Raw genomic sequence first — 21221 nt, 5'->3', positions numbered from 1 at the left:
TCCTTCTCTCACCTTGACAACGGCCGGCGCGGCCTCCCAGTTCCGGCGAGCGTCTGCACCAGGGCTTCCAGGGCGTGGGGGTAGGCGCGTTCCGGCGGGGCGGCGTACCCGATGAGCAGGCCCTCGCGGCCGGCGCCCCGCCAGAGCGGGGAGGCGCCGCGCAGCGCGATGCCGCGCTGCTCGCACGCGGCGAGGAGCTCCTCCTCCGTGGGGCCGCCCTCGGGGAGCAGGAGCAGGGCACGCAACCCCGCGGCCACCCCGGGCAGGGTGACACCGGGGAGCGGCTGGTCCGGGCCCGGGCCGAGCCGGGCGCGCAGGAGCTCGCGGCGGCGGCGGTAGCGCAGGCGGGCGGCGCGGATGTGGCGGTCGTAGTCGTGGGTCTCGATCATCCTGGCCAGGACGAGCTGGCCGAGCACCTCGGTGTGGGCGTCGGCGTACAGCTTGGCCTCGGTCACCGGGCCGATCAGCGAGGACGGCACCGCCATCCAGGCCAGGCGGAGCGCGGGGGAGAGGGACTCGGAGGTGGTGCCGACGTACACGACGTGCTCGGGCGCGGTGCCCTGGAAGGCGCCCACCGGCTGCCGATCGTAGCGGAACTCCCCGTCGTAGTCGTCCTCGACGACCACCCCGCCCCACTCGCGCAGCGCCCGGCGGCGGGCCGGGTGCAGGGGCACGCCCATGGGGTACTGGTGCGCGGGCGTGACGATCGCGGCCGCGGTGGCCGGGGTGAGCGTGTCCACCTGCGCGCCGAGCTCGTCCACGGGCAGTGGCACGGTGTCGCGCCCGGCCCGGCGCACCACCTCGCGGTAGAAGTCGTGCCCCGGCTCCTCCATGGCGAAAGGCCCGTCGATCACGCGGGCGAGCAGGTTGAGCGCCTGGACGAACCCCGTCGTGACGACGATCAGGTCCGGCGTGGTGATCACCCCGCGCGTCCTGCCGAGATAGCCGGCCAGGGCCGCCCGCAGCTCGATCCGGCCGCGCGGGTCGCACGGGCCGAAGACCTCGGCGGGCGCGGTGGAGAGCACGTGCCGGGTGGCCCGCAACCAGGCGCGCGCGGGGAAGGCCGACACGTCGGGCTGCCCGGGCCGCAGATCGTGCAGCGGCGCCGGGGAGGGCCCGGACGACCGCGGAAGCGTCGCCGCGCTCGGCGTCACGCCGGCGACCTCGGTGGCGGAGCCCGGCCGGGTGATCAGGTAACCCTCGGCGACGAGCTGGTCGTACGCCGCGCTCACCGTGCCGCGCGAGAGTCCGAGCTCGGCCGCCAGCACTCGCGTCGAGGGCAGCCGCGTGCCGCGCGGCAGCCGCCCGTCCCTGACCGCCTGCCGCAGCGCCTCCTCCAGCCCGCGCCGCCGCCCGCCCGCGGCGGAGACCTCGAGATGCAGGTCCACCCCGGAACCGGCCCAACTTTTCCGCACAGGACCGGATCTTACGTTTGGTCCGGTATCTCGGCCTACGGTGGGTGAGCTGGCAGAACAGGGAAGGACCACCTCACATGATCGTGATCGCTCACCTGAGCGACATCCACATCGGCGCGACACCCCAGAGCATCGGGCGCGCCACCTCCGTCATGCGCTACCTCGACGCGCTCCCTTACGACCTCGACGCCGTGCTGGTCACCGGCGACATCGCCGACCACGGGCTCGCCGAGGAGTACGAGGAGGCGCGCAAGCTGCTCACCTCGCGCCACCCGGTCCTGGTCGGTCCCGGCAACCACGACGTACGGGAGCAGTTCCGCCGCGTCCTGCTCGGCGAGCAGCGGCCGGACGACGACGGGCCGATCAACCAGGTGCTCCGCACCTCCGGGGCCGTTTACGCCATGTGCGACTCCTCCATCCCGGGCGAGGACGCGGGCCACCTGGACGACGGGACGCTCGCCTGGCTGGAGAGCGTGCTCGGCGGCGCGGACCTGCCGGTGTTCGTGGCCTTCCACCACCCGCCCGCCGTCCTGCACAGCCCGCCCGCGGACTCGATCCGGTTGCACGCGCCCGAGCCGCTGGCCGAGCTGCTCGGGCGGCACCCGAACGTGCCCGCCGTGCTGGTCGGCCACGCCCACACGCCCGCCGCCACCACCTTCGCCGGGCGTCCGCTGCTGGCCGCCCCGGGCGTCGTGTCCACGCTGAAGCTGCCGTGGGAGGGTGGCACGTCGTTCGACAACTGCGTGGACTTCGACCTGCCGCCGTCGGTCGCGTTCCACGTCCTCGACGATGAGGGCCGGGTGACCACCCACTACCGCGTCGTCCAGTGAGAAAGCGGGGCGGGCTCGGCCTGGGTCCGCCCCGTCGGCACGGATCCGTGTGACCCGACCGTAATCTCGGGAGCTCTTGACGCAACACGTTGTTAGCGTTCACAGTCGGCAGAGCGACCCCGTTACGCGGGCTCTCGAAGCGTTCGGCACGGCGCGGTCGGGGGCGCAAGCCGTACAGGAAGCAATACAGGAAGGCAAAAAAGCGCTGGCGTAGCTCTTGTGATGTTAGCGCTCACATGAGAAGGGAACCCCCCAACGTGTTGAAGAGGATCTCGGCGCTGGTGCTCGCCGGGCTCACGGCGATGTCGGTGAGCGCATGCGGCGGCAGCGGCGGCAGCGGTGGCGACGGCGGTGGCGGCGGCTCGATCACCATGGGCTTCTCCCAGGTCGGCGCGGAGAGCGGGTGGCGGACCGCGAACACCAAGTCGGTGCAGGACTCGGCCAAGAGCGCGGGCATCACGCTCAAGTTCTCCGACGCCCAGCAGAAGCAGGAGAACCAGATCAAGGCCATCCGCTCCTACATCCAGCAGAAGGTGGACATCATCGCCTTCTCGCCGGTGGTGGAGTCGGGCTGGGACACCGTGCTCAAGGAGGCCAAGAACGCGAAGATCCCGGTCATCCTGACCGACCGCGCCGTCGACTCCAAGGACACCTCCCTGTACAAGACCTTCCTCGGCTCCGACTTCGTGGAGGAGGGCAAGAAGGCCGGCCAGTGGCTGGTCGACGAGTACAAGGACAGCAAGGACCCGGTGAACATCGTCGAGCTGCAGGGCACGACGGGCTCCGCGCCGGCCAACGACCGCAAGTCCGGGTTCCAGGAGGTCATCGGGGCGGATCCGAAGTTCAAGATCATCGCTTCGCAGACCGGCGACTTCACCAGGGCCAAGGGCAAGGAGGTCATGGAGGCCTTCCTGAAGTCCAACCCGGACATCGACGTGCTCTACGCGCACAACGACGACATGGGGCTGGGCGCGATCGAGGCCATCGAGGGTGCGGGCAAGGTGCCCGGCAAGGACATCAAGATCATCACCGTGGACGCGGTCAAGGACGGCATGCAGGCGCTGGCCGACGGGAAGATCAGCTTCATCGTCGAGTGCTCGCCGCTGCTCGGCCCGCAGCTCATGGACCTCGCCAAGAAGGTCGTCAAGGGTGAGCAGGTGCCTGCCCGCGTGGTGACCGAGGAGACCACGTTCACGCAGGAGCAGGCCAAGCAGGCCCTGCCCTCCCGTCAGTACTGATCCGCCGGCCGGGTCGCCCCCCGCACTTCGGCCGGGGCCTTGGAAGGGCGATGCCCTCACCGGCCGGAGTGCGGGGCGCGGAACCCACCCAACAGAGAAAGGCGCGAAATGGCCGCACCCGCGCCGGTCCTGACGATGAGCGGGATCGGCAAGCAGTTCCCTGGCGTGAAGGCCCTGGACGGCGTCGACCTGAGACTGCTGCCCGGGGAGGTGCACGCGCTCATGGGAGAGAACGGCGCGGGCAAGTCCACCCTGATCAAGGTGCTCACCGGCGTCCACCCCGCCGACGCGGGCACCATCGAGCTGGGCGGCGCCCCCGTGGCGTTCGGCAGCCCGCTGGAGGCGCAGCAGGCCGGCATCAGCACGGTCTACCAGGAGGTCAACCTCTGCACGAACCTCTCGGTGGCCGAGAACATCTTCATCGGCCGCGAGCCCCGCCGCAGAGGCCGCATCGACTGGAAGCGGATGCGGGCCAGGGCCGGCGAGCTGCTGGCCCGGCTGGAGCTGAGCCTGGACGTGTCGGCGCCGCTGTCGACGTACTCGCTGGCCATCCAGCAGATGGTGGCCATCGCGCGGGCGATCGACATCGAGGCGAGGGTGCTGATCCTGGACGAGCCCACGTCCAGCCTGGACGCGGACGAGGTCGAGCAGCTCTTCAGGGTGATGAGGAGGCTGAAGGAGGAGGGCATCGCCATCCTCTTCGTCTCACACTTCCTCGACCAGATCTACGAGATATCTGACCGCATGACGATCCTCAGGAACGGGCGGCTCGTCGGCGAGTACCTCACCAGTCAGCTCCCGCAGGTCGAGCTGGTCGCCAAGATGATCGGCCAGGAGCTGGCCGCGCTGGAGCGGCTGCACGGCGAGGCCAAGGTCTTCGACCGGCCGCTGGTCGAGGCGCGCGAGCTGGGCAGGCCGGGCGCCATCGAGCCGTTCACGCTCACCATCCACGAGGGCGAGGTCGTGGGTCTGGCGGGGCTGCTCGGCTCCGGCCGTACGGAGATCGCGAGGCTGCTGTTCGGCGCGGACCACGCGGGCACGGGTGAGATCGCGATCGGCGGGTCGCCGGCGTCGTTGCGCACGCCGCGCGCGGCCATGAGCCACAAGATCGCGTTCTGCTCCGAGAACCGCAAGGCCGACGGGCTCATCCCCGACCTCACCGTGCGCGAGAACATCATCCTCGCCATCCAGGCCACCAGGGGATGGACCAGGCCGGTGCCGCGCGAGCAGCAGGAGGAGCTGGTCGGCAGGTACATCAAGGCGCTGAAGATCAGCCCGCCCAACCCCGAGCACCTCGTACGGAACCTCAGCGGCGGCAACCAGCAGAAGGTCGTGCTGGCCAGGTGGCTCATCCTCGAGCCCCGTCTGCTCATCCTGGACGAGCCCACCCGGGGCATCGACGTCGGCGCGAAGACCGAGATCCAGCGCCTGGTCGCTGAGCTGTCCGGCGGCGGCATGGCGGTGCTGTTCATCTCGGCCGAGCTGGAGGAGGTGCTGCGGCTCAGCCACAAGGTCGAGGTGCTGCGCGACCGGCGGCTGGTGGCCGAGCTGCCCAACGACGACGAGCTGACGACGGACGTGCTCATGGAAACGATCGCGAGCGGAGGCCGGACCTCATGAGGCGGCTGCTGTGGCCGGCGGTGGTCCTCGTACTGCTGCTGGCGCTGAACGTGCTCTTCACGCCGAGCTTCTTCTCGATCCAGGTCAGAGAGGGCCACCTGTACGGCAGCCTGATCGACATCCTGCGCTTCGGCGCGCCGCTGATCCTGGTGTCGCTGGGGATGACGCTGGTCATCGCCACCGGCGGGATCGACCTGTCGGTCGGCTCGGTGGTGGCGATCTCGGGAGCGCTGGCCTGCCTGCAGATCAGCCAGGACGCGAGCGTGTTCACCGCCGTGGCGACGGCCCTCGGGCTCTGCCTGGTGCTCGGGGCCTGGAACGGGTTCCTGGTCGCGAGCGTCGGCATCCAGCCGATCATCGCCACGCTGATCCTCATGGTGGCCGGGCGCGGCCTGGCCCAGCTCATCACCGACGGCCAGATCATCACCGTCAACAGCCCCGCGTACAAGCTGATCGGCGGCGGCTACTGGCTGACCGTGCCGTTCGGCATCCTCATCGTGATCGGTGTGCTGGCCATCACCGCGTTCCTCACCCGGCGGCTGGCGCTGGGCATGCTGATCGAGTCGGTCGGCGGCAACGCCGAGGCCAGCAGGCTCGCGGGCATCAGGGCGCGCGGGATCATCATCATGGTGTACGCCTTCGCCGCCCTGTGCGCGGGCGTGGCCGGGCTGATGATCAGCTCGAACGTCTCAAGCGCCGACGGCAACAACGCCGGTCTGTGGATCGAGCTGGACGCCATCCTGGCCGTCGTGATCGGCGGCACGTCGTTGTCCGGCGGCCGCTTCTCGCTCGGCGGCACCGTGCTGGGCGCGCTGATCATCCAGACCCTGACCACCACGATCTACTCGATCGGCGTTCCGCCGGAGACCACGCTGCTGTTCAAGGCGCTGGTCGTGACGGCGGTCTGCCTCATCCAGTCCCCGTCCTTCCGCGAGAAGGCGTTCCGCAGACGTGGCCGTGCCGCACCCCCCAGTCGTGTGGCCGAGGAGAAGGTGCGAGTCACCACATGACGACGCTGACGATCGGGCGGGCGAGCGTGCCCGCCAAGTACCTGCCGGTCCTGGTGACCGGGTTTCTGTTCCTGGCCATGTTCGTGGCAGGGGGGATCCGCTACGAGGGGTTCGCCAGCGGCCAGGTGATACTCAACGTCTTCATCGACAACGCCTTCCTGCTGGTGGTGGCGGTCGGGATGACGTTCGTGATCCTGACCGGGGGCATCGACCTGTCGGTGGGGTCCGTGGTGGCGCTGTCCACGATGATCTCGGCCAGCCTCATGCAGGGGCCGGGGTGGCCGCCGTACCTGGTGATCCCGCTGGTGCTGGTCATCGGGGCGGGGCTGGGGCTGGTGATGGGCTACATCGTGCACGCCTTCGACATCCAGCCGTTCATCGTGACGCTGGCGGGCATGTTTCTGGCCAGAGGGCTGTGTTACACGATCGGCACGGACTCGATCCCGATCGAGGACCCCACGTTCACGGCGTTCGCGCAGGCAAGGATCGACCTGTTCGCCGACATGTGGATCTCACCGAGCGTGATCGTCGCCGTGGTGGTCGTGCTGGTGGCCGCGTACGTGCTGCACTACACCCGGCTCGGTCGCGCGGTGTACGCCACGGGCGGAAGCGAGCAGTCGGCGCTGCTGATGGGGCTGCCCGTGGGACGGACGAAGATCGCGGTCTACACGATCAGCGGGTTCTGCTCGGCCCTCGGCGGCGTGCTGCTGTCGTTCTACATGCTCTCCGGCTACGGGCTGCACGCCGTGGGCATGGAGCTGGACGCGATCGCGGCAGTGGTCATCGGCGGTACGCTGCTCACCGGCGGTAGCGGCTTCCTGTTCGGCACCATGCTGGGCGTGCTCGTGCTGGGCCTGATCCAGACGATCATCAGTTTCGAGGGCACCCTGTCGTCCTGGTGGACGAAGATTTTCATTGGAATGTTGCTCTTCGTCTTCATCTTGCTGCAGCGCCTGTTCTCCGCCCGATCCCGCCGCTGACCTGCGGGAAAGTTACCCGAAAGTTTCCGGTAGGTTATGCCCGGCCGTTGACATCGTCGTTGTTAGCGATAACAATCAGCGGAAAGCGAATGAGAATGTTGTTCTGATTCGTCACGCTCTGTGACTGAATCTCTCGCTCTATCGGCAGCCCCGCGTCCAGCGCTGCCGCGACCCCCATCGCAAGGAGATGACATGAGATTGGGACGAATCGGGGGCGTGGTGTCCGTCATCGCGCTCGCCGCGACGATGACGGCCTGCGGCTCGAGCACGAAGACCGTGGACGTTCAGGCCTCCGCCTCGGCCGCCGCCGGTAACGCCGGCGCCCTGATCGGCGTCACGATGCCGACGAAGTCGTCGGAGCGCTGGATCCACGACGGCGACAACGTCAAGCAGCAGCTGGAGAAGCTGGGCTACAAGGTCGACCTCCAGTACGCCGAGAACGACATCCCCACTCAGGCCAACCAGATCGAGAACCAGATCACCAAGGGCGCCAAGCTCCTGATCATCGCCTCGATCGACGGCACCGCGATCACCTCGCAGCTGCAGCAGGCCGCCGACAACAAGATCCCGGTCATCGCCTATGACCGCCTCATCCGCAACAGCCCGAACGTCGACTACTACGCCACGTTCGACAACTTCAAGGTCGGCGTGCAGCAGGCGACCTCGCTGCTCAAGGGCCTCGGCGTCGAGGACGGCAAGAAGGGCCCGTTCAACGTCGAGCTGTTCGGCGGCTCGCCCGACGACAACAACGCCACGTTCTTCTGGAACGGCGCCATGTCGGTGCTCAAGCCGAAGATCGACGACGGCACCCTGAAGGTCGCGAGCGGCCAGACCGACTTCAAGCAGGCCGCCATCCTGCGGTGGGACCCGGCCACGGCGCAGAAGCGCATGGAGGACATCCTCACCAAGACCTACACCGGCGGCAAGAAGGTCGACGGCGTGCTCTCCCCGTACGACGGCCTGTCCATCGGCATCCTGTCGGCGCTGAAGAGCTCCGGCTACAGCAAGCCGTACCCGATCGTGACCGGCCAGGACGCCGAGCTCCAGTCGGTCAAGTCGATCATCGCCGACGAGCAGTACTCCACCATCTTCAAGGACACCCGCAAGCTCGCCGAGCAGACCGTGAAGATGGCCGACTCCGTGCTCAAGGGCCAGAAGCCCGAGGTGAACAACGAGAAGGACTACGACAACGGCAACAAGGTCGTCCCGTCGTACCTGCTCGACCCGGTGATCGTGGACAAGAGCAACTACAAGGAAATCATCATCGGCGGTAACTACTACACCGAGGACCAGCTCAAGTAAGGGCCTGAGCCCGGGGACCGCGAGGTCCCCGGGCTTTCCCTGAGCGAGGGGCATCATGACCGAGCACATCTTGCGGATGAGCGGGATCACCAAGACGTTCCCCGGCGTCAAGGCGCTGCAGAACGTCAACCTCTCCGTCCGGCGGGGCGAGATCCACGCCATCTGCGGCGAGAACGGCGCAGGCAAGTCGACGTTGATGAAGGTGCTCTCCGGGGTCTACCCGCACGGCGAGTACGAGGGCGAGATCACTTTCGAGGGGAAGACGGTCGAGTTCGGCGGCATCCGCGACAGCGAGCACGCCGGAATCGTCATCATCCACCAGGAGCTGGCCCTCAGCCCGCAGCTGTCGATCGCGGAGAACATCTTCCTCGGCAACGAGCGAGCCAAGCGCGGCTTCATCGACTGGAACCGCACCAACTACGAGGCCGGCGAGCTGATGAAGCGGGTCGGCCTGCGTGAGAACCCGACGACCCCGATCTCCGACATCGGCGTGGGCAAGCAGCAGCTCGTCGAGATCGCCAAGGCGCTCTCCAAAGAGGTGAAGCTGCTCATCCTCGACGAGCCGACCGCCGCGCTCAACGACGACGACTCGGCCCATCTGCTCGACCTCCTTCGCGGCCTGCGGGACGAGGGCATCACCTGCGTGATCATCTCCCACAAGCTGAACGAGGTCATCTCCATCGCCGACGCCGTCACGATCATCCGCGACGGGCAGACGATCGAGACGCTGGAGATGGCCTCCGGCCAGGTCACCGAGGACCGCATCATCTCGGGCATGGTCGGCCGCGCGCTCGACAACCGCTTCCCGCCGCACGAGCCGACGATCGGCGAGGAGGTGCTGCGCATCGAGGACTGGACGGTCTACAGTCCCAGCCAGCCCGGCAGGAAGGTCGTCGACGGCGCCGCGCTGACGCTGCGCCGGGGCGAGATCGTCGGCCTCGCGGGGCTGATGGGCGCCGGGCGCACCGAACTGGCGATGAGCGTCTTCGGGCGCACGTACGGGGTGCACATCTCGGGCAAGATCTTCAAGGACGGCAAGCCGATCGAGATCCGCAACGTGCAGGACGCGATCGGGCACGGCATCGCCTACGCCACCGAGGACCGCAAGAGGTACGGACTCAACCTCATCGAGGACATCAAGCGCAACGTCTCGGCGGCCGGGCTCACCGGGCTGTCCAAGCGCGGCTGGGTCAACGAGAACGAGGAGTACCGGGTCGCCGAGCAGTTCCACAAGAGCATGAACATCAAGGCGCCCAGCGTCAACAGCGTCGTCGGCAAGCTGAGCGGCGGCAACCAGCAGAAGGTCGTGCTCTCCAAGTGGATCCTGACCGAGCCTGACGTGCTCATCCTCGACGAGCCCACCAGGGGCATCGACGTCGGCGCCAAGTACGAGATCTACACGATCATCAACCGCCTGGCCGACCAGGGCAGGGCCGTGCTCGTGATCTCGTCCGAGCTGCCCGAGCTGCTGGGCCTGTGCGACCGCATCTACACCCTCTCCGAGGGCCGCATCACCGGCGAGGTGCCGCGCCAGGAGGCCACCCAGGAGCACCTCATGTACTTGATGACCAAGGGACAGGAAAAATGAGTAGCATCACGCCCACCGACGTGGAGGTCGGCGCCAAGGGCGACGGAGGAGCGCCACGGCAGCCGGGCAGGGTGTCGCTCGGCGGAGTGTCGCTCAACCTGCGATCCAGCGGCATCTACATCGCCTTCGCGCTGATCGTCGTGCTGTTCTCGGTGCTGACCGACGGCGCGATGCTCCAGCCGCAGAACATCTCCAACATCATCGTCCAGAACTCCTACGTCCTGATCCTCGCGATCGGCATGATCCTGATCATCATCGCCGGGCACATCGACCTGTCGGTCGGCTCGGTGGTGGCGGTCACGGGAGCATTGGCCGCCGTGCTCATGGTGAACATGGGCTGGCCGTGGCCGCTGGCCCTGCTGGTCACGCTGGTGGCCGGGGCGCTCATCGGGGCCTGGCAGGGATACTGGATCGCGTACTTCGGCATCCCGGCGTTCATCGTGACGCTGGCGGGCATGCTGCTGTTCAGGGCGCTGACCCTGACCGTGCTGGGCAACCAGGGCATCGGCCCGTTCCCCGACCAGGTCCGCACGCTGGCCAACGGCTTCACCAACGGCTACCTCGGCAACATCGGCCTCGGCCCGCTCGGCGGCGCCGACCTGTTCAGCCTGCTGATCGGCATCGTCGCCATCGCCGGCATGGCGGCCAGCCAGTGGCGCACCCGCAACGCCCGCCGCGGCTACGGCCAGGCGGTGGAGCCGATGGCGCTGTTCGTGCTGAAGCTGGCTGCCGGGGCCGCGCTGATCCTCTTCCTGGTCGTGCAGCTCGCCCGCTTCAAGAACCTCCCGTGGGTTCTGGTGCTGCTGGCGGTGCTCGTGCTGGGGTACTCGCTGATGGCCAACCGCACGGTCTTCGGCCGGCAGATCTACGCCATCGGCGGCAACCTTCAGGCGGCGGTCATGTCCGGCGTGAAGGTCAAGTCGGTGGTCTTCTGGATCTTCGTCAACATGGGCGTGCTGTCGGCCATCGCCGGCATCATCTTCGCCGGGCGGCTCAACCAGGCGGGTCCCACCGCGGGCGACAGCTTCGAGCTGGACGCCATCGCGGCGGCCTTCATCGGCGGCGCGGCCGTGCAGGGCGGCGTCGGCAAGGTGGTCGGCGCGATCACCGGCGGCCTGATCATGGCGGTCATCAACAACGGCATGTCCCTGATCGGCTCGCCCAGCGAGCGGGTCATGCTCGTCAAGGGCGCCGTCCTCCTGGCGGCCGTCGCGTTCGATGTGTGGACAAAGCGTAGGGCGGGTGCCTCGCGTTAGTAAGATCCCCTGAGCCCAGCGAAAGGAGAGACCGTGACGACCCCCAAGCGCCGCCTGCCGGTCATGGCCGACGTGGCCAAGGAGGCGGGCGTGTCGCACCAGACGGTCTCCCGGGTGCTCAACGACCACCCGAACGTCCGGCCCGACACCCGGGCCCGGGTGGAGGAGGCGATCACCCGGCTGGGTTACCGACGCAACCTGGTCGCCCGTGCCCTGGTCACCAAGCGGTCGCGGACGCTCGGCGTGGTGAGCTTCGACACCACCCTGTACGGCCCGGCCAGCACGATCTACGGCATCGAGCAGGCGGCCAGGACCGCGGGCTATTTCGTCAGCATCGTCAGCCTGAAGTCGATCGACGCGGCGAGCGTGCGCGACGCCATCGACTACCTCGCCGAGCAGGGCGTGGACGGGGTCGTGGTGGTCGCGCCGCAGCGCTCGGCCGGGCGGGCCCTGGAGAACCTGCCGCCCGGCATGCCGGCGGTGGCGGTCGAGGGCACGCACGCCGCCGACGTGTCGGTGGTCTGCATCGACCAGGTCCAGGGCGCCAGGCTCGCCACCCGCCACCTGCTGGAGCTGGGCCACGAGACCGTGTGGCACGTCAGCGGCCCGCCCGACTGGCTGGAGACCGAGGGCCGGATGGAGGGCTGGCGCGCCGCCCTGAGAGAGGCGGGCCGGCCGGTGCCCGAGCCGCTGGCCGGCGACTGGAGCCCCCGCGCCGGCTACGAGGCGGGCAAGAGCCTGGCCGCGATGGAGGGCGTCACGGCCGTGTTCGCGGGCAACGACCAGATGGCGCTCGGCGTGCTGCGGGCGCTCAGCGAGGCGGGCGTGCGGGTCCCCGACCAGATCAGCGTGGTGGGCTTCGACGACATCCCAGAGTCGGAGTTCTTCTCGCCGCCGCTCACCACGGTCAGGCAGGACTTCGACGTGGTGGGCCGGCACTGCATCGAGGTGCTGCTGCGGCAGATCGACGTGGGGCCGACCGCGTTCGAGCGCCTGGTCGTGCCGCCCAGCTTCGTCGTACGGTCGAGCACGGCGCCGGTTCGGTAGGCGATGATTGGCATGGAAATAACCCCCGGGAGTAAAATGTGAACGCTAACAGTTACGTGGTCGGAGTGGACTTCGGCACGCTCTCAGGGCGTGCCGTCGTCGTCCGCGTCAGCGACGGCGCCGAGCTGGGCAGCGCCGTCCATGAGTACGCCCACCGCGTGATCGAGCACAGCCTGCCCGGCTCCGGCAAGAGGCTGGGGCCGGACTGGGCGCTGCAGTCGCCGCAGGACTGGATCGACGTGCTGAAGATCGCCGTGCCCCAGGCGATCGCCGCCGCCGGTGTCGCACCCGAAGAGGTCATCGGCGTCGGCACCGACTTCACCGCCTGCACCGTGCTGCCCACCACGGCCGACGGCACGCCGCTGTGCTTCCAGACCCCGGACGAGCCGCACGCCTGGCCGAAGCTGTGGAAGCACCACGCCGCGCAGCCGCACGCGGACCGGATCAACGAGCTGGCCGCGCGCCGGGGCGAGAGCTGGCTGCCGCGCTACGGCGGCAAGATCTCCTCGGAGTGGGAGTTCGCCAAGGGCCTGCAGGTCCTGGAGGAGGCCCCCGAGGTGTACGCCAGGGCCGAGCGCTGGATCGAGGCCGCCGACTGGATCATCTGGCAGCTCACCGGCGTGGAGAGCCGCAACATCTGCACTGTCGGCTACAAGGGGATATTCCAGGACGGCGGCTACCCGTCGGAGGAGTACCTCGCCGAGCTCAACCCCGGTTTCGCCGGCTTCGTGGGCAAGCTCGCAACCGGACAGGTCGGCGAGCAGGTCAACGGCACGACGCTGGCCCCGCTCGGCGGCCTCGCCGGACGCCTGACCGCGCAGGCGGCCGAGTGGACCGGCATCCCCGAGGGCGCCGCCGTGGCGGTCGGCAACGTGGACGCCCACGTCACCGCGGCCGCCGCCGACGCCGTCAGGCCCGGCCAGATGGTGGCCATCATGGGCACCTCCACCTGCCACATCATGCCCAGCGACCGGCTCGCCGAGGTGCCCGGCATGTGCGGCGTCGTACGCGACGGCATCGTCCCGGGCCTGTGGGGCTACGAGGCCGGCCAGTCGGCGGTCGGCGACATCTTCGCCTGGTTCGTGGACAACTTCGGCGGCGACCTGGACCACGAACGCCTCACCGCGCTGGCCGAGAAGCAGGCCGTCGGCGAGCACGGGCTGGTCGCGCTCGACTGGTTCGGCGGCAACCGCTCGGTGCTCGTGGACCACAACCTCTCCGGGGTGATCATCGGCCAGACCCTGGCCACCAAGCCCGAGGACGTCTACCGGGCGCTCATCGAGTCCACGGCGTTCGGCGCCCGCATGATCGTGGAGACGTTCGAGAAGTCGGGCGTGCCGGTCGAGGAGTTCGTGGTCGCCGGCGGCCTGCTGAAGAACCGCTTCCTCATGCAGGTGTACGCCGACGTGCTGCGCCGCCCGCTGTCGGTCATCGGCTCCGACCAGGGGCCCGCGCTCGGCTCGGCCATCCACGCGGCCGTCGCCGCCGGCGCCTACCCGGGCATCGAGGAGGCCGCCGCGGCCATGGGCAAGCGCACCGAGGCCGCGTACGTGCCCGACGAGGCCAGGGCGGACGCCTACGACCGCCTCTACGCCGAGTACCGCGGGCTCCACGACTTCTTCGGAGACGGAAAGATGCTGCACACCCTCCGCGCGATCAGGAACGAGGCCCAGGCATGACCATCAGGAAGATCGTCGCCGATCTGCACGCCGAGCTCGTGCGCTACAACCTGGTGGTCTGGACGGCCGGAAACGTCTCGGGCCGGATCCCCGGCGAGGACCTGTTCGTGATCAAGCCGTCCGGGGTCTCCTACGACGAGCTGACGCCGGAGAACATGGTCGTGTGCGACCTCGACGGCAACCTCGTGGAGGGTGAGCACTCGCCGTCCAGCGACACCGCCGCGCACGCGTACGTCTACCGCAACATGCCCGACGTCGGCGGCGTCGTGCACACCCACTCCACCTACGCCTCGGCGTGGGCCGCCCGGGGCGAGGCCATCCCCTGCGTGCTGACCGCGATGGCCGACGAGTTCGGCGGCGAGATCCCGGTCGGCCCGTTCGCGCTGATCGGCGACGACTCGATCGGCCAGGGCATCGTCGAGACGCTCAAGGGCCACCGGTCCAAGGCCGTCCTCATGCAGAACCACGGCGTGTTCAGCATCGGCAAGGATGCCAAGGCCGCGGTGAAGGCCGCCGTGATGTGCGAGGACGTGGCCCGTACCGTCCACATGGCCAGGCAGCTCGGCCAGCCGCTGCCCATCCCGCAGGACGACATCGACCGCCTGTACGACCGCTATCAGAACGTCTACGGACAGAGGAGCCCGCGTTGAAGATCTGGTTTCTGACCGGCAGCCAGGGGCTGTACGGCGAGGACACGTTGCGCCAGGTGGCCGAGCAGTCCCAGCGGATCGCCGAGCAGCTTCCCGTGCCCGTGGACTGGAAGCCCGTGCTCACCGACGCCGCGGCGATCAGGCGGGTCATGCTGGAGGCCAACGCCGACGACGAGTGCGCCGGCGTGATCGCGTGGATGCACACGTTCTCCCCGGCCAAGATGTGGATCGCGGGGCTCGACGCGCTGCGCAAGCCGCTGCTGCACCTGCACACGCAGGCCAACGTGGAGCTCCCGTGGAGCACCATCGACATGGACTTCATGAACCTCAACCAGGCCGCGCACGGCGACCGCGAGTTCGGGTTCGTGCAGACCCGCCTGGGCGTGCCGCGCAAGACCGTGGCCGGGCACGTCAGCGACCCGTCGGTGGGCGAGCGCATCCAGTCCTGGGTGCACGCGGCCAAGGGCCTGGCTGAGGTCCGCACGCTGAAGCTGGCCCGCTTCGGCGACAACATGCGCGACGTGGCGGTCACCGAGGGCGACAAGGTCGAGGCCCAGCTGCGCTTCGGCGTCTCGGTGAACACCTACGGCGTCAACGACCTGGTCGAGGCCGTGGACGCGGCGTCCGACGCGGACGTGACGGCGCTGGTCAAGGAGTACGCGGAGCAGTACACCGTCGCGCCCGAGCTGCTCGGCGAGCGCAACGAGTCGCTGCGTTACGCCGCCAGGATCGAGCTGGGCCTGCGCGGCTTCCTCGAGGCGGGCGGCTTCAGGGCGTTCACCACGAACTTCGAGGACCTCGGCGGCCTGCGCCAGCTTCCCGGCCTGGCCGTGCAGCGGCTCATGGCCGACGGGTACGGCTTCGGCGGCGAGGGCGACTGGAAGACCTCGGTGCTGCTGCGCACCCTGAAGGCCATGTCTGACAAGGGGGCGCCGGGCGGCACGTCGTTCATGGAGGACTACACCTACGACCTGACGCCCGGCCAGGAGCTCATCCTCGGCGCGCACATGCTGGAGGTCTGCCCCTCGATCGCCTCCGGCACGCCGTCGTGCGAGATCCACCCGCTGGGCATCGGCGGCAGGGAGGACCCGGTCCGGCTCGTGTTCGACGCCGAGCCGGGGCCCGGCATCGTCGTGGGCCTGGCCGACATGGGCGACAGGTTCCGGCTGGTGGCCAACGAGATCGACCTCGTGGCGCCGCCCCAGCCGCTGCCCAAGCTGCCGGTCGCCCGCGCGGTCTGGACTCCCCGCCCCAACTTCCGCACGTCCACCGAGTCGTGGCTCACGGCGGGCGCGCCGCACCACACGGTGCTGTCCACGGTCGTCGGCCGCGAGGAGCTGACCGACCTGGCCGACATGCTCGGCGTGGAGCTGGTGATCATCGACGCCGACACGACGACCGAGCGCTTCGCCAAGGAGCTGCGCTGGAACCAGGCGTACTACCGCCTGGCCCAGGGCTTCTAGTCGTCGTCGGAGGGTTTCTTCGGGGCGTTCCTGCGCTGCTCCTCGGCACGCTCGCGGCAGCGGCGCAGGAACTCCTCGTCGTCATCGGGGTTGGTGGCGGCGAAGCGGCCGGGACGGTCGTACTCGGGGAACGCGCTCGGCTGCGTGACCGCCTGCGACCGCGCCGGGCGCCCCGCCACGAGCCAGGCGATGGAGCCGATCAGCGGGAAGAGCAGCACGATGAGCACCCAGGCGAGCTTCGGCAGGTTTCTGCAGAGCACGTCGGGCGTGGTGATGACGTCGAAGAGGCAGTAGAGCCAGAGCACAAGCGTGACAAGCCCGATGGCCTCGGACAAGTAGAGCACGGCACACCTCCGTCAGCGGCACTCGAAACTAACGGCACCCGGCCGGGGCTGACAAGGCGGGCTGTGGGAAGGTATGGCCGTGACGCTGACCAACTGGGCGGGAAACACCGCATTTCGGGCGCAAGCTGTGCATCATCCGGCCTCGCTCGACGAGCTCCAGCGGCTCGTCGCGGCCAGTTCCCGCGTGCGGGCGCTGGGGAGCGGCCACTCGTTCAACGACGTCGCGGACACCACCGGCGACCTCGTGGTGCTCGACCGGATGCCGGACGCGGTGGAGATCGACAGCGCGGCGGCCAAGGTGCGGGTGCCCGCGCGCATGACGTACGCGCGGCTCGCGCCGCTGGTGCACCAGGCCGGGTTCGCGCTGGCGAACATGGCCTCGCTGCCGCACATCTCCGTGGCGGGCTCGGTCGCGACCGGCACGCACGGCTCCGGCGACGCCGTGCCCAGCCTGGCCGCCGCCGTGTCGTCGCTCGACCTCGTCACCGCCGACGGCACGCTGCTGACGCTCTCCCGCGGCGACGCCGACTTCCCCGGCGCGGTGGTGGCGCTCGGCGCGCTCGGCATCGTCACGTCGGTGACCCTCGACCTGGTGCCGGCCTTCGAGGTGCGCCAGTACGTACGCGAGGGCCTGACCGTGGACGCGCTCGCCGACTTCGACGCGATCATGGCCGGCGGCTACAGCGTCAGCCTCTTCACCGACTGGCGCGACACCCGCGTCTGGCTCAAGCGCACGGAGGAGCTGACCAGCCCCGACTGGTACGGCACCACCGCCGCCGACGGCCCCCGCCACCCCCTGCCCGGCATGCCGGCCGAGAGCTGCACGGTCCAGCTCGGCGTGCCCGGTCCGTGGTACGAGCGGCTGCCGCACTTCCGGCACGACGCCGAGCCGAGCGGCGCGGGCAACGAGCTGCAGTCGGAGCTCATCCTGCCCAGGGAGCACGCGGTCAAGGCGCTGCGCGAGCTGTACGCGATCGGCGACCGGATCCGGCCCGTCCTGCACATCTCCGAAGTGCGCTCGATCGCGGCCGACGACCTGTGGCTCAGCCCGTTCCACGGCCGCGACAGCGTGGGCATCCACTTCACCTGGGTGAAGGACGTCGCCGGGGTGCTGCCGGTGCTGGAGCTGGTGGAGGAGACGCTGGCGCCGTTCGGGCCCAGACCGCACTGGGGCAAGCTGTTCACCCGCTGGCCCGAGTGCCCCGACCGCTTCCGCTCCCTCGCACGGCGGCTCGACCCCGACGGCAAGTTCGCCAACGACTTCACGCGGATACTGCTGGGGGAGTAGCCTCCCGCGCGGGCTTGCGCCCCGGGATGTAGCGCGTCACCGGCCCGGCGGACGATGTGCCTGGCCTGCGCTTCGGCGATCGTTGGTGGCATGACCGATCACCCGTTCAGGTTCGGCGCGGTCGCCGGACACGCCACTGACGCCGACGCGTGGACCGGACTGGCCCGCCGGGCGGAGCGCCTCGGCTACTCGACGCTGCTGGTGCCCGACACGCTCGGCACGCTGTCGCCCTTCATCGCCGCCGCCGTCGCCGCGGCGGCCACCACGACCCTGCGCGTCGGCACGTTCGTGCTGAGCGCCGCCAACCGCACGCCCGAGATCGTGGCGTGGGAGACCGCCACCCTGCACACGCTGACCGGCGGCCGCTTCGAGCTGGGCCTGGGCGCCGGGCGCCCGGACGCGGAGCGGGACGCCGCGGCGCTCGGCGTCACGTTCGGCACACCGAGCCAGCGCATCGAACGGCTCTCCCGGACCATCGACGCCGTCAAGGACGTGCGCGTGCTGGTCGCCGCGTCCGGGACCAGGCTGCTCAGGCTGGCCGCCCAGAAGGCCGGCACGGTGGCGCTGGGCGTGCCGCCGCACTACACGGAGGACCAGGTGGCGGCGAAGCTGGACGAGCTGTACGAGCTGGCCGGCGACCGCTTCCACGACCTGGAGCTCAGCATGAACCTCGCGGCCGCCGGCGCGGAGCCGCCCTCCTGGCTGTCCGTCCCGGCGGACGGCACCGGGGTCCTGACGGGCACGGTCGACGAGATGGCCGACACGCTCCGCAAGCGCAGGGACAGGCTGGGCGTCTCCTACGTGTCGGTGAACGCCCAGTATCTCGACGAGTTCGCCCCGGTGGTGGAGCGGCTCACCGGTACCTGACCGGAATCGACAGGTATGCCCGGCATGATGGTGCACATGTTTGCCAAGGGAACCTTCGACACCGCCGGCTGGGACGCCAAGCCGCCCTTCGAGGAGCGCGACGGCGTCTCGTTCGGGCTCGTGACCATGTCCAAGACCTTCCACGGAGACCTGACCGGCACCAGTGTCGTGTATCTGCTGGTCGCCTCGACGGAGGTCGAGGACTCGCGCGCGTACGTGGCCATGGAGCGCATCGAGGGCACCCTGGACGGCCGCTCGGGGGCCTTCGTCGTGCAGCACAACGCGGTCAGCGACCGCGGGCAGCAGTCGCTGACCGTCACGGTCGTCCCCGACTCGGCCACCGGGGAGTTGCGGGGGCTCAGGGGCGAGATGAACATCATCATCGGCCCCGACGGCGGCCACTCCTACACCTTCGACTTCACCCTCTGAGCCCCCTGACTTCCCCAGGCGGAAACGGCGGTGCCCCGGAGGACACCGCCGTATGGGATCAGACTCCGAACGCGTCCGCGTAACGGATGGTGCCGGACGGCACGGGCCGGGAGGGGTCGAAGACGAGCGCCATCATGTACTTGTCCTCGACGTCGAAGGGTGGCCGGATGGCCAGGCGCGAGGCCGGGGCGAAGCCGAAGCGCGGGTAGTACTCGGCGTGGCCGAGCACGAGGACCAGGTTCTCGCCCTGCTGCCGGGCGGCGTCAAGGGCGGCGCGGATGGCCGCCGAACCGGCGCCGCGACCCTGCTGCTCGGGCCGTACGGCGCACGGGCCCAGGGCGAGGGCGGGGGAGCCGTCGACGTGGCAGCGCGTGAGCAGCGCGAACCCGTCGATGGCGCCGCCGTCGGGCTGCTGCGCGATCCACGACAGGCCGGGCAGCCAGGCCGCAGGGTCGGAGCGCAGCGCCTCGACCAGGTCGGCCTCGTGCGCGGTGGGGAAGGCGGCGAGGTTGACCTCCCGGATCTGGTCGCGGTCGGCGTCGGTCTCGGGACGGGTGATCCAAGCAGTGGTCATGATGGAGTCCTTTTCTGCGGTCATCGGGGAGGGGTCGGGGCTCGGGCGGCTGGGCGCGTTCACAGCTGCCGGTCCCGGAACTTGTAGGTGGCGCGGAGATGGCTGCTGATGGATTTCTGCCGGCCGACGCGCTCGTCGCGCAGCCGGGCGTCGGTGCGTGAGGCCTGCCAGGCGGTCTCGCGCTGGAGTTTGCGGTAGCTGGCCAGGCGGCGCTCGACCAGGTCACCTGCCTGGATGGCGGCCTGTACCGCGCAGCCGGGCTCGCTCTCGTGGGCGCAGTCGCCGAAGCGGCAGCTCTCCGCGAGCCGTTCGATCTCGGCGAAGACCTGCTCCAGGCCGTCGGCGGCGTCATGGAGACTGATCGCGCGCAGGCCCGGAGTGTCGATGAGCACGCCGCCGCCGGGCAGCGGGACCAGTTCGCGGCGGACGGTGGTGTGCCGGCCCTTGCCGTCCTGTTCCCGTACCGTGCCGGTGGCCAGCAGTTCCTCGCCCAGCAGGGCGTTGCCGAGCGTGGACTTGCCCGCCCCGGAGGGCCCGAGCAGGACCGTGGTGCCGTCGCCCAGCAGCGCGGTCAGCACGTCGACGTTGTGGCCGTCGGCCGCGCTGGTGACCACGATACCGACGCCGGGTGCGAGCGCGCCGACCTCGTCGTGCGCGGCCATGGCGTCGGCCACCAGATCGGCCTTGGTCAGGGCGATCAGCGGCTGCGCGCCGCTGCTCCAGGCCAGGGCGAGGAAGCGCTCCAGCCGTGCGGCGTTCAGCGGGGCGGCCAGGGAGAGCGCGACGACGACGGTGTCGACGTTGGCGGCCAGCACCTGCCCGTGAGAGGTACGTGACGCCGAAGAGCGCACGATCGCGCTGCGCCGCGGGAGCAGCGCCACCAGTTCGGGGTCCCGGCCGGGGCGCAGCGCCGCCCAGTCGCCGGTGCACGGCGCGGCCAGGGGGTCGGCGTCATGCGGCGCCGGAATGGCGGCCCGGACGGGGCCGTGCTCGGTGATCGCGTCACACGAGCCTCGATGCACGCGCATGATCCGGGCGGGTACCAGGCCGGCCGTGCGGTGGCCGGCGAAGACGCCGTCGAGTGCCGGCGTCCAGCCGTACCGGGACAGGCCGGCGGGAACGGAGGAATCCGTGAAGGAAGATTTCAACGTGAGACACCTTGCGGGAAGGGACCCCGGCAGGACTCAGGCGTCACCCACCCCGTGAGCCGGGCGGCTCATGACAGGAGGGCAGAAGTGGGTCAGACCGGGGCCCGGGACGTGAGGATTGTCCGGGCGCTGCGCAGGGCAGCGGTCTTCACCGCGGTCATCAAACCTCACCTCCCTCTCTCATCCCGTATCCGACATCGATGATCGACACCATAGCACCGAAATGCCCGGCGCAAAAACGGCGGCGCCCTGATGGACACCGCCGTTGAATGCGAATCGGGTGGGGCGTTCACGAGTATGGCTGACCTGGAACGACAGGGAGCGACGAAAGATCGCTTCCCGGCCGGAGTGTGATCGTTTCCCAGAAATGCAGTTCGGGCCACGTTCGCCGGTGCCGTTCTAGGTAGCTGGTGTTTTTTGATCTATCTCGTGTCGGTCTCTCCTCGTGTGCCAAGGTGATCGATGTAGGTCACCGGGCGTGGGGAGAGATCGA

19 protein-coding genes are annotated in these 21221 nt (G+C 69.6%); 15 read left to right on the top strand and 4 right to left on the bottom strand.

The annotated features are described in order from the left end of the window. Positions 1-8 precede the first annotated feature (8 nt). Positions 9-1415 carry a PLP-dependent aminotransferase family protein gene (locus tag ACIBVN_RS47240; RefSeq protein ID WP_397147106.1) on the bottom strand — a complete coding sequence of 469 codons (1407 nt, stop codon included), beginning with the start codon at positions 1413-1415 and terminating at the stop codon, positions 9-11. Between the two features lie 77 nt (positions 1416-1492). On the opposite strand from ACIBVN_RS47240, the gene ACIBVN_RS47235 reads away from it, so the two are divergent. The 12 genes from ACIBVN_RS47235 (at position 1493) to araA (ending at position 16078) form a co-directional block, all read left to right on the top strand. Next, complete coding sequence (locus ACIBVN_RS47235; RefSeq protein ID WP_397147104.1) at positions 1493-2245, top strand: metallophosphoesterase; 753 nt, start codon at positions 1493-1495, stop codon at positions 2243-2245. Positions 2246-2502: 257 nt separating this feature from the next. Next, positions 2503-3483 carry an ABC transporter substrate-binding protein gene (locus ACIBVN_RS47230; RefSeq protein WP_397147102.1) on the top strand — a complete coding sequence of 327 codons (981 nt, stop codon included), beginning with the start codon at positions 2503-2505 and terminating at the stop codon, positions 3481-3483. 108 nt (positions 3484-3591) lie between these two features. Then, entirely contained in the window at positions 3592-5103 is a 1512-nt protein-coding gene (locus ACIBVN_RS47225; protein ID WP_397147100.1) for a sugar ABC transporter ATP-binding protein, read from the top strand. Next, positions 5100-6113, top strand: coding sequence for an ABC transporter permease (locus ACIBVN_RS47220; RefSeq protein ID WP_397147098.1), 1014 nt, complete (start codon positions 5100-5102; stop codon positions 6111-6113). Before ACIBVN_RS47225 ends, ACIBVN_RS47220 begins: the two co-directional genes overlap by 4 nt. Continuing rightward, on the top strand, positions 6110-7093 hold the full coding sequence (gene yjfF / locus ACIBVN_RS47215) for a galactofuranose ABC transporter, permease protein YjfF (RefSeq protein WP_397147096.1): 984 nt from the start codon (positions 6110-6112) through the stop codon (positions 7091-7093). Before ACIBVN_RS47220 ends, yjfF begins: the two co-directional genes overlap by 4 nt. Before the next feature lie 192 nt (positions 7094-7285). Further along, complete coding sequence (gene chvE, locus ACIBVN_RS47210) at positions 7286-8395, top strand: multiple monosaccharide ABC transporter substrate-binding protein (protein WP_397147094.1); 1110 nt, start codon at positions 7286-7288, stop codon at positions 8393-8395. 55 nt (positions 8396-8450) lie between these two features. Then, on the top strand, positions 8451-9983 hold the full coding sequence (gene mmsA, locus ACIBVN_RS47205) for a multiple monosaccharide ABC transporter ATP-binding protein (RefSeq protein WP_397147092.1): 1533 nt from the start codon (positions 8451-8453) through the stop codon (positions 9981-9983). Further along, positions 9980-11239: a multiple monosaccharide ABC transporter permease gene (mmsB, locus tag ACIBVN_RS47200; RefSeq protein WP_397147090.1), complete on the top strand. Its 1260-nt coding sequence runs from the start codon at positions 9980-9982 to the stop codon at positions 11237-11239. The genes mmsA and mmsB overlap by 4 nt, the downstream gene beginning before the upstream one ends. A gap of 33 nt (positions 11240-11272) precedes the next feature. After that, positions 11273-12286, top strand: a complete 1014-nt coding sequence (locus ACIBVN_RS47195; protein ID WP_397147088.1) for a LacI family DNA-binding transcriptional regulator — start codon at positions 11273-11275, stop codon at positions 12284-12286. Positions 12287-12342: 56 nt separating this feature from the next. Next, entirely contained in the window at positions 12343-13965 is a 1623-nt protein-coding gene (gene araB, locus ACIBVN_RS47190) for a ribulokinase (protein WP_397147221.1), read from the top strand. After that, positions 13962-14615 carry an L-ribulose-5-phosphate 4-epimerase gene (locus tag ACIBVN_RS47185; protein ID WP_397147086.1) on the top strand — a complete coding sequence of 218 codons (654 nt, stop codon included), beginning with the start codon at positions 13962-13964 and terminating at the stop codon, positions 14613-14615. Before araB ends, ACIBVN_RS47185 begins: the two co-directional genes overlap by 4 nt. Further along, entirely contained in the window at positions 14612-16078 is a 1467-nt protein-coding gene (araA, locus tag ACIBVN_RS47180) for an L-arabinose isomerase (protein ID WP_397147084.1), read from the top strand. The genes ACIBVN_RS47185 and araA overlap by 4 nt, the downstream gene beginning before the upstream one ends. Here the strand turns inward: araA and ACIBVN_RS47175 are convergent. Next, entirely contained in the window at positions 16075-16422 is a 348-nt protein-coding gene (locus ACIBVN_RS47175; RefSeq protein ID WP_397147083.1) for a PLD nuclease N-terminal domain-containing protein, read from the bottom strand. The genes araA and ACIBVN_RS47175 overlap by 4 nt on opposite strands. 73 nt (positions 16423-16495) lie before the next feature. Between ACIBVN_RS47175 and ACIBVN_RS47170 the strand changes: the two genes are divergently transcribed. From ACIBVN_RS47170 to ACIBVN_RS47160, 3 genes are all read left to right on the top strand, one after another. Then, complete coding sequence (locus ACIBVN_RS47170; RefSeq protein WP_397147081.1) at positions 16496-17710, top strand: FAD-binding protein; 1215 nt, start codon at positions 16496-16498, stop codon at positions 17708-17710. Between the two features lie 90 nt (positions 17711-17800). After that, positions 17801-18577 carry an LLM class flavin-dependent oxidoreductase gene (locus tag ACIBVN_RS47165; RefSeq protein ID WP_397147079.1) on the top strand — a complete coding sequence of 259 codons (777 nt, stop codon included), beginning with the start codon at positions 17801-17803 and terminating at the stop codon, positions 18575-18577. 36 nt (positions 18578-18613) lie between these two features. Then, on the top strand, positions 18614-19006 hold the full coding sequence (locus ACIBVN_RS47160; RefSeq protein WP_397147077.1) for a DUF3224 domain-containing protein: 393 nt from the start codon (positions 18614-18616) through the stop codon (positions 19004-19006). 58 nt (positions 19007-19064) lie between these two features. Here the strand turns inward: ACIBVN_RS47160 and ACIBVN_RS47155 are convergent, their stop codons facing one another. Continuing rightward, complete coding sequence (locus ACIBVN_RS47155) at positions 19065-19580, bottom strand: GNAT family N-acetyltransferase (protein ID WP_397147075.1); 516 nt, start codon at positions 19578-19580, stop codon at positions 19065-19067. A 59-nt stretch (positions 19581-19639) separates the two neighbouring features. Next, the gene (gene rsgA, locus ACIBVN_RS47150; RefSeq protein WP_397147073.1) at positions 19640-20728 is read right to left on the bottom strand and encodes a ribosome small subunit-dependent GTPase A; all 1089 of its coding nucleotides are present in this window, start codon (positions 20726-20728) and stop codon (positions 19640-19642) included. Positions 20729-21221: the final 493 nt, after the last annotated feature.

Origin of the sequence: Nonomuraea sp. NPDC049400, assembly GCF_044466425.1 — a bacterium.
Taxonomy (GTDB): Bacteria; Actinomycetota; Actinomycetes; order Streptosporangiales; family Streptosporangiaceae; genus Nonomuraea.
The sequence above is the reverse complement of the archived record's forward strand: the minus strand, read 5'-3'. Positions and strand labels throughout refer to the sequence as shown.

Bases quoted from the DNA above. Each gene is read 5' to 3' on its own strand.
- mmsA (WP_397147092.1), top strand. From the start codon at position 8,451: ATGACCGAGCACATCTTGCGGATGAGCGGGATCACCAAGACGTTCCCC.
- ACIBVN_RS47185 (WP_397147086.1), top strand. From the start codon at position 13,962: ATGACCATCAGGAAGATCGTCGCCGATCTGCACGCCGAGCTCGTGCGC.
- mmsB (WP_397147090.1), top strand. From the start codon at position 9,980: ATGAGTAGCATCACGCCCACCGACGTGGAGGTCGGCGCCAAGGGCGAC.
- ACIBVN_RS47225 (WP_397147100.1), top strand. From the start codon at position 3,592: ATGGCCGCACCCGCGCCGGTCCTGACGATGAGCGGGATCGGCAAGCAG.
- chvE (WP_397147094.1), top strand. From the start codon at position 7,286: ATGAGATTGGGACGAATCGGGGGCGTGGTGTCCGTCATCGCGCTCGCC.
- ACIBVN_RS47160 (WP_397147077.1), top strand. From the start codon at position 18,614: ATGTTTGCCAAGGGAACCTTCGACACCGCCGGCTGGGACGCCAAGCCG.
- ACIBVN_RS47220 (WP_397147098.1), top strand. From the start codon at position 5,100: ATGAGGCGGCTGCTGTGGCCGGCGGTGGTCCTCGTACTGCTGCTGGCG.
- ACIBVN_RS47170 (WP_397147081.1), top strand. From the start codon at position 16,496: ATGGCCGTGACGCTGACCAACTGGGCGGGAAACACCGCATTTCGGGCG.
- ACIBVN_RS47235 (WP_397147104.1), top strand. From the start codon at position 1,493: ATGATCGTGATCGCTCACCTGAGCGACATCCACATCGGCGCGACACCC.
- ACIBVN_RS47155 (WP_397147075.1), bottom strand. From the start codon at position 19,580: ATGACCACTGCTTGGATCACCCGTCCCGAGACCGACGCCGACCGCGAC.
- ACIBVN_RS47165 (WP_397147079.1), top strand. From the start codon at position 17,801: ATGACCGATCACCCGTTCAGGTTCGGCGCGGTCGCCGGACACGCCACT.
- yjfF (WP_397147096.1), top strand. From the start codon at position 6,110: ATGACGACGCTGACGATCGGGCGGGCGAGCGTGCCCGCCAAGTACCTG.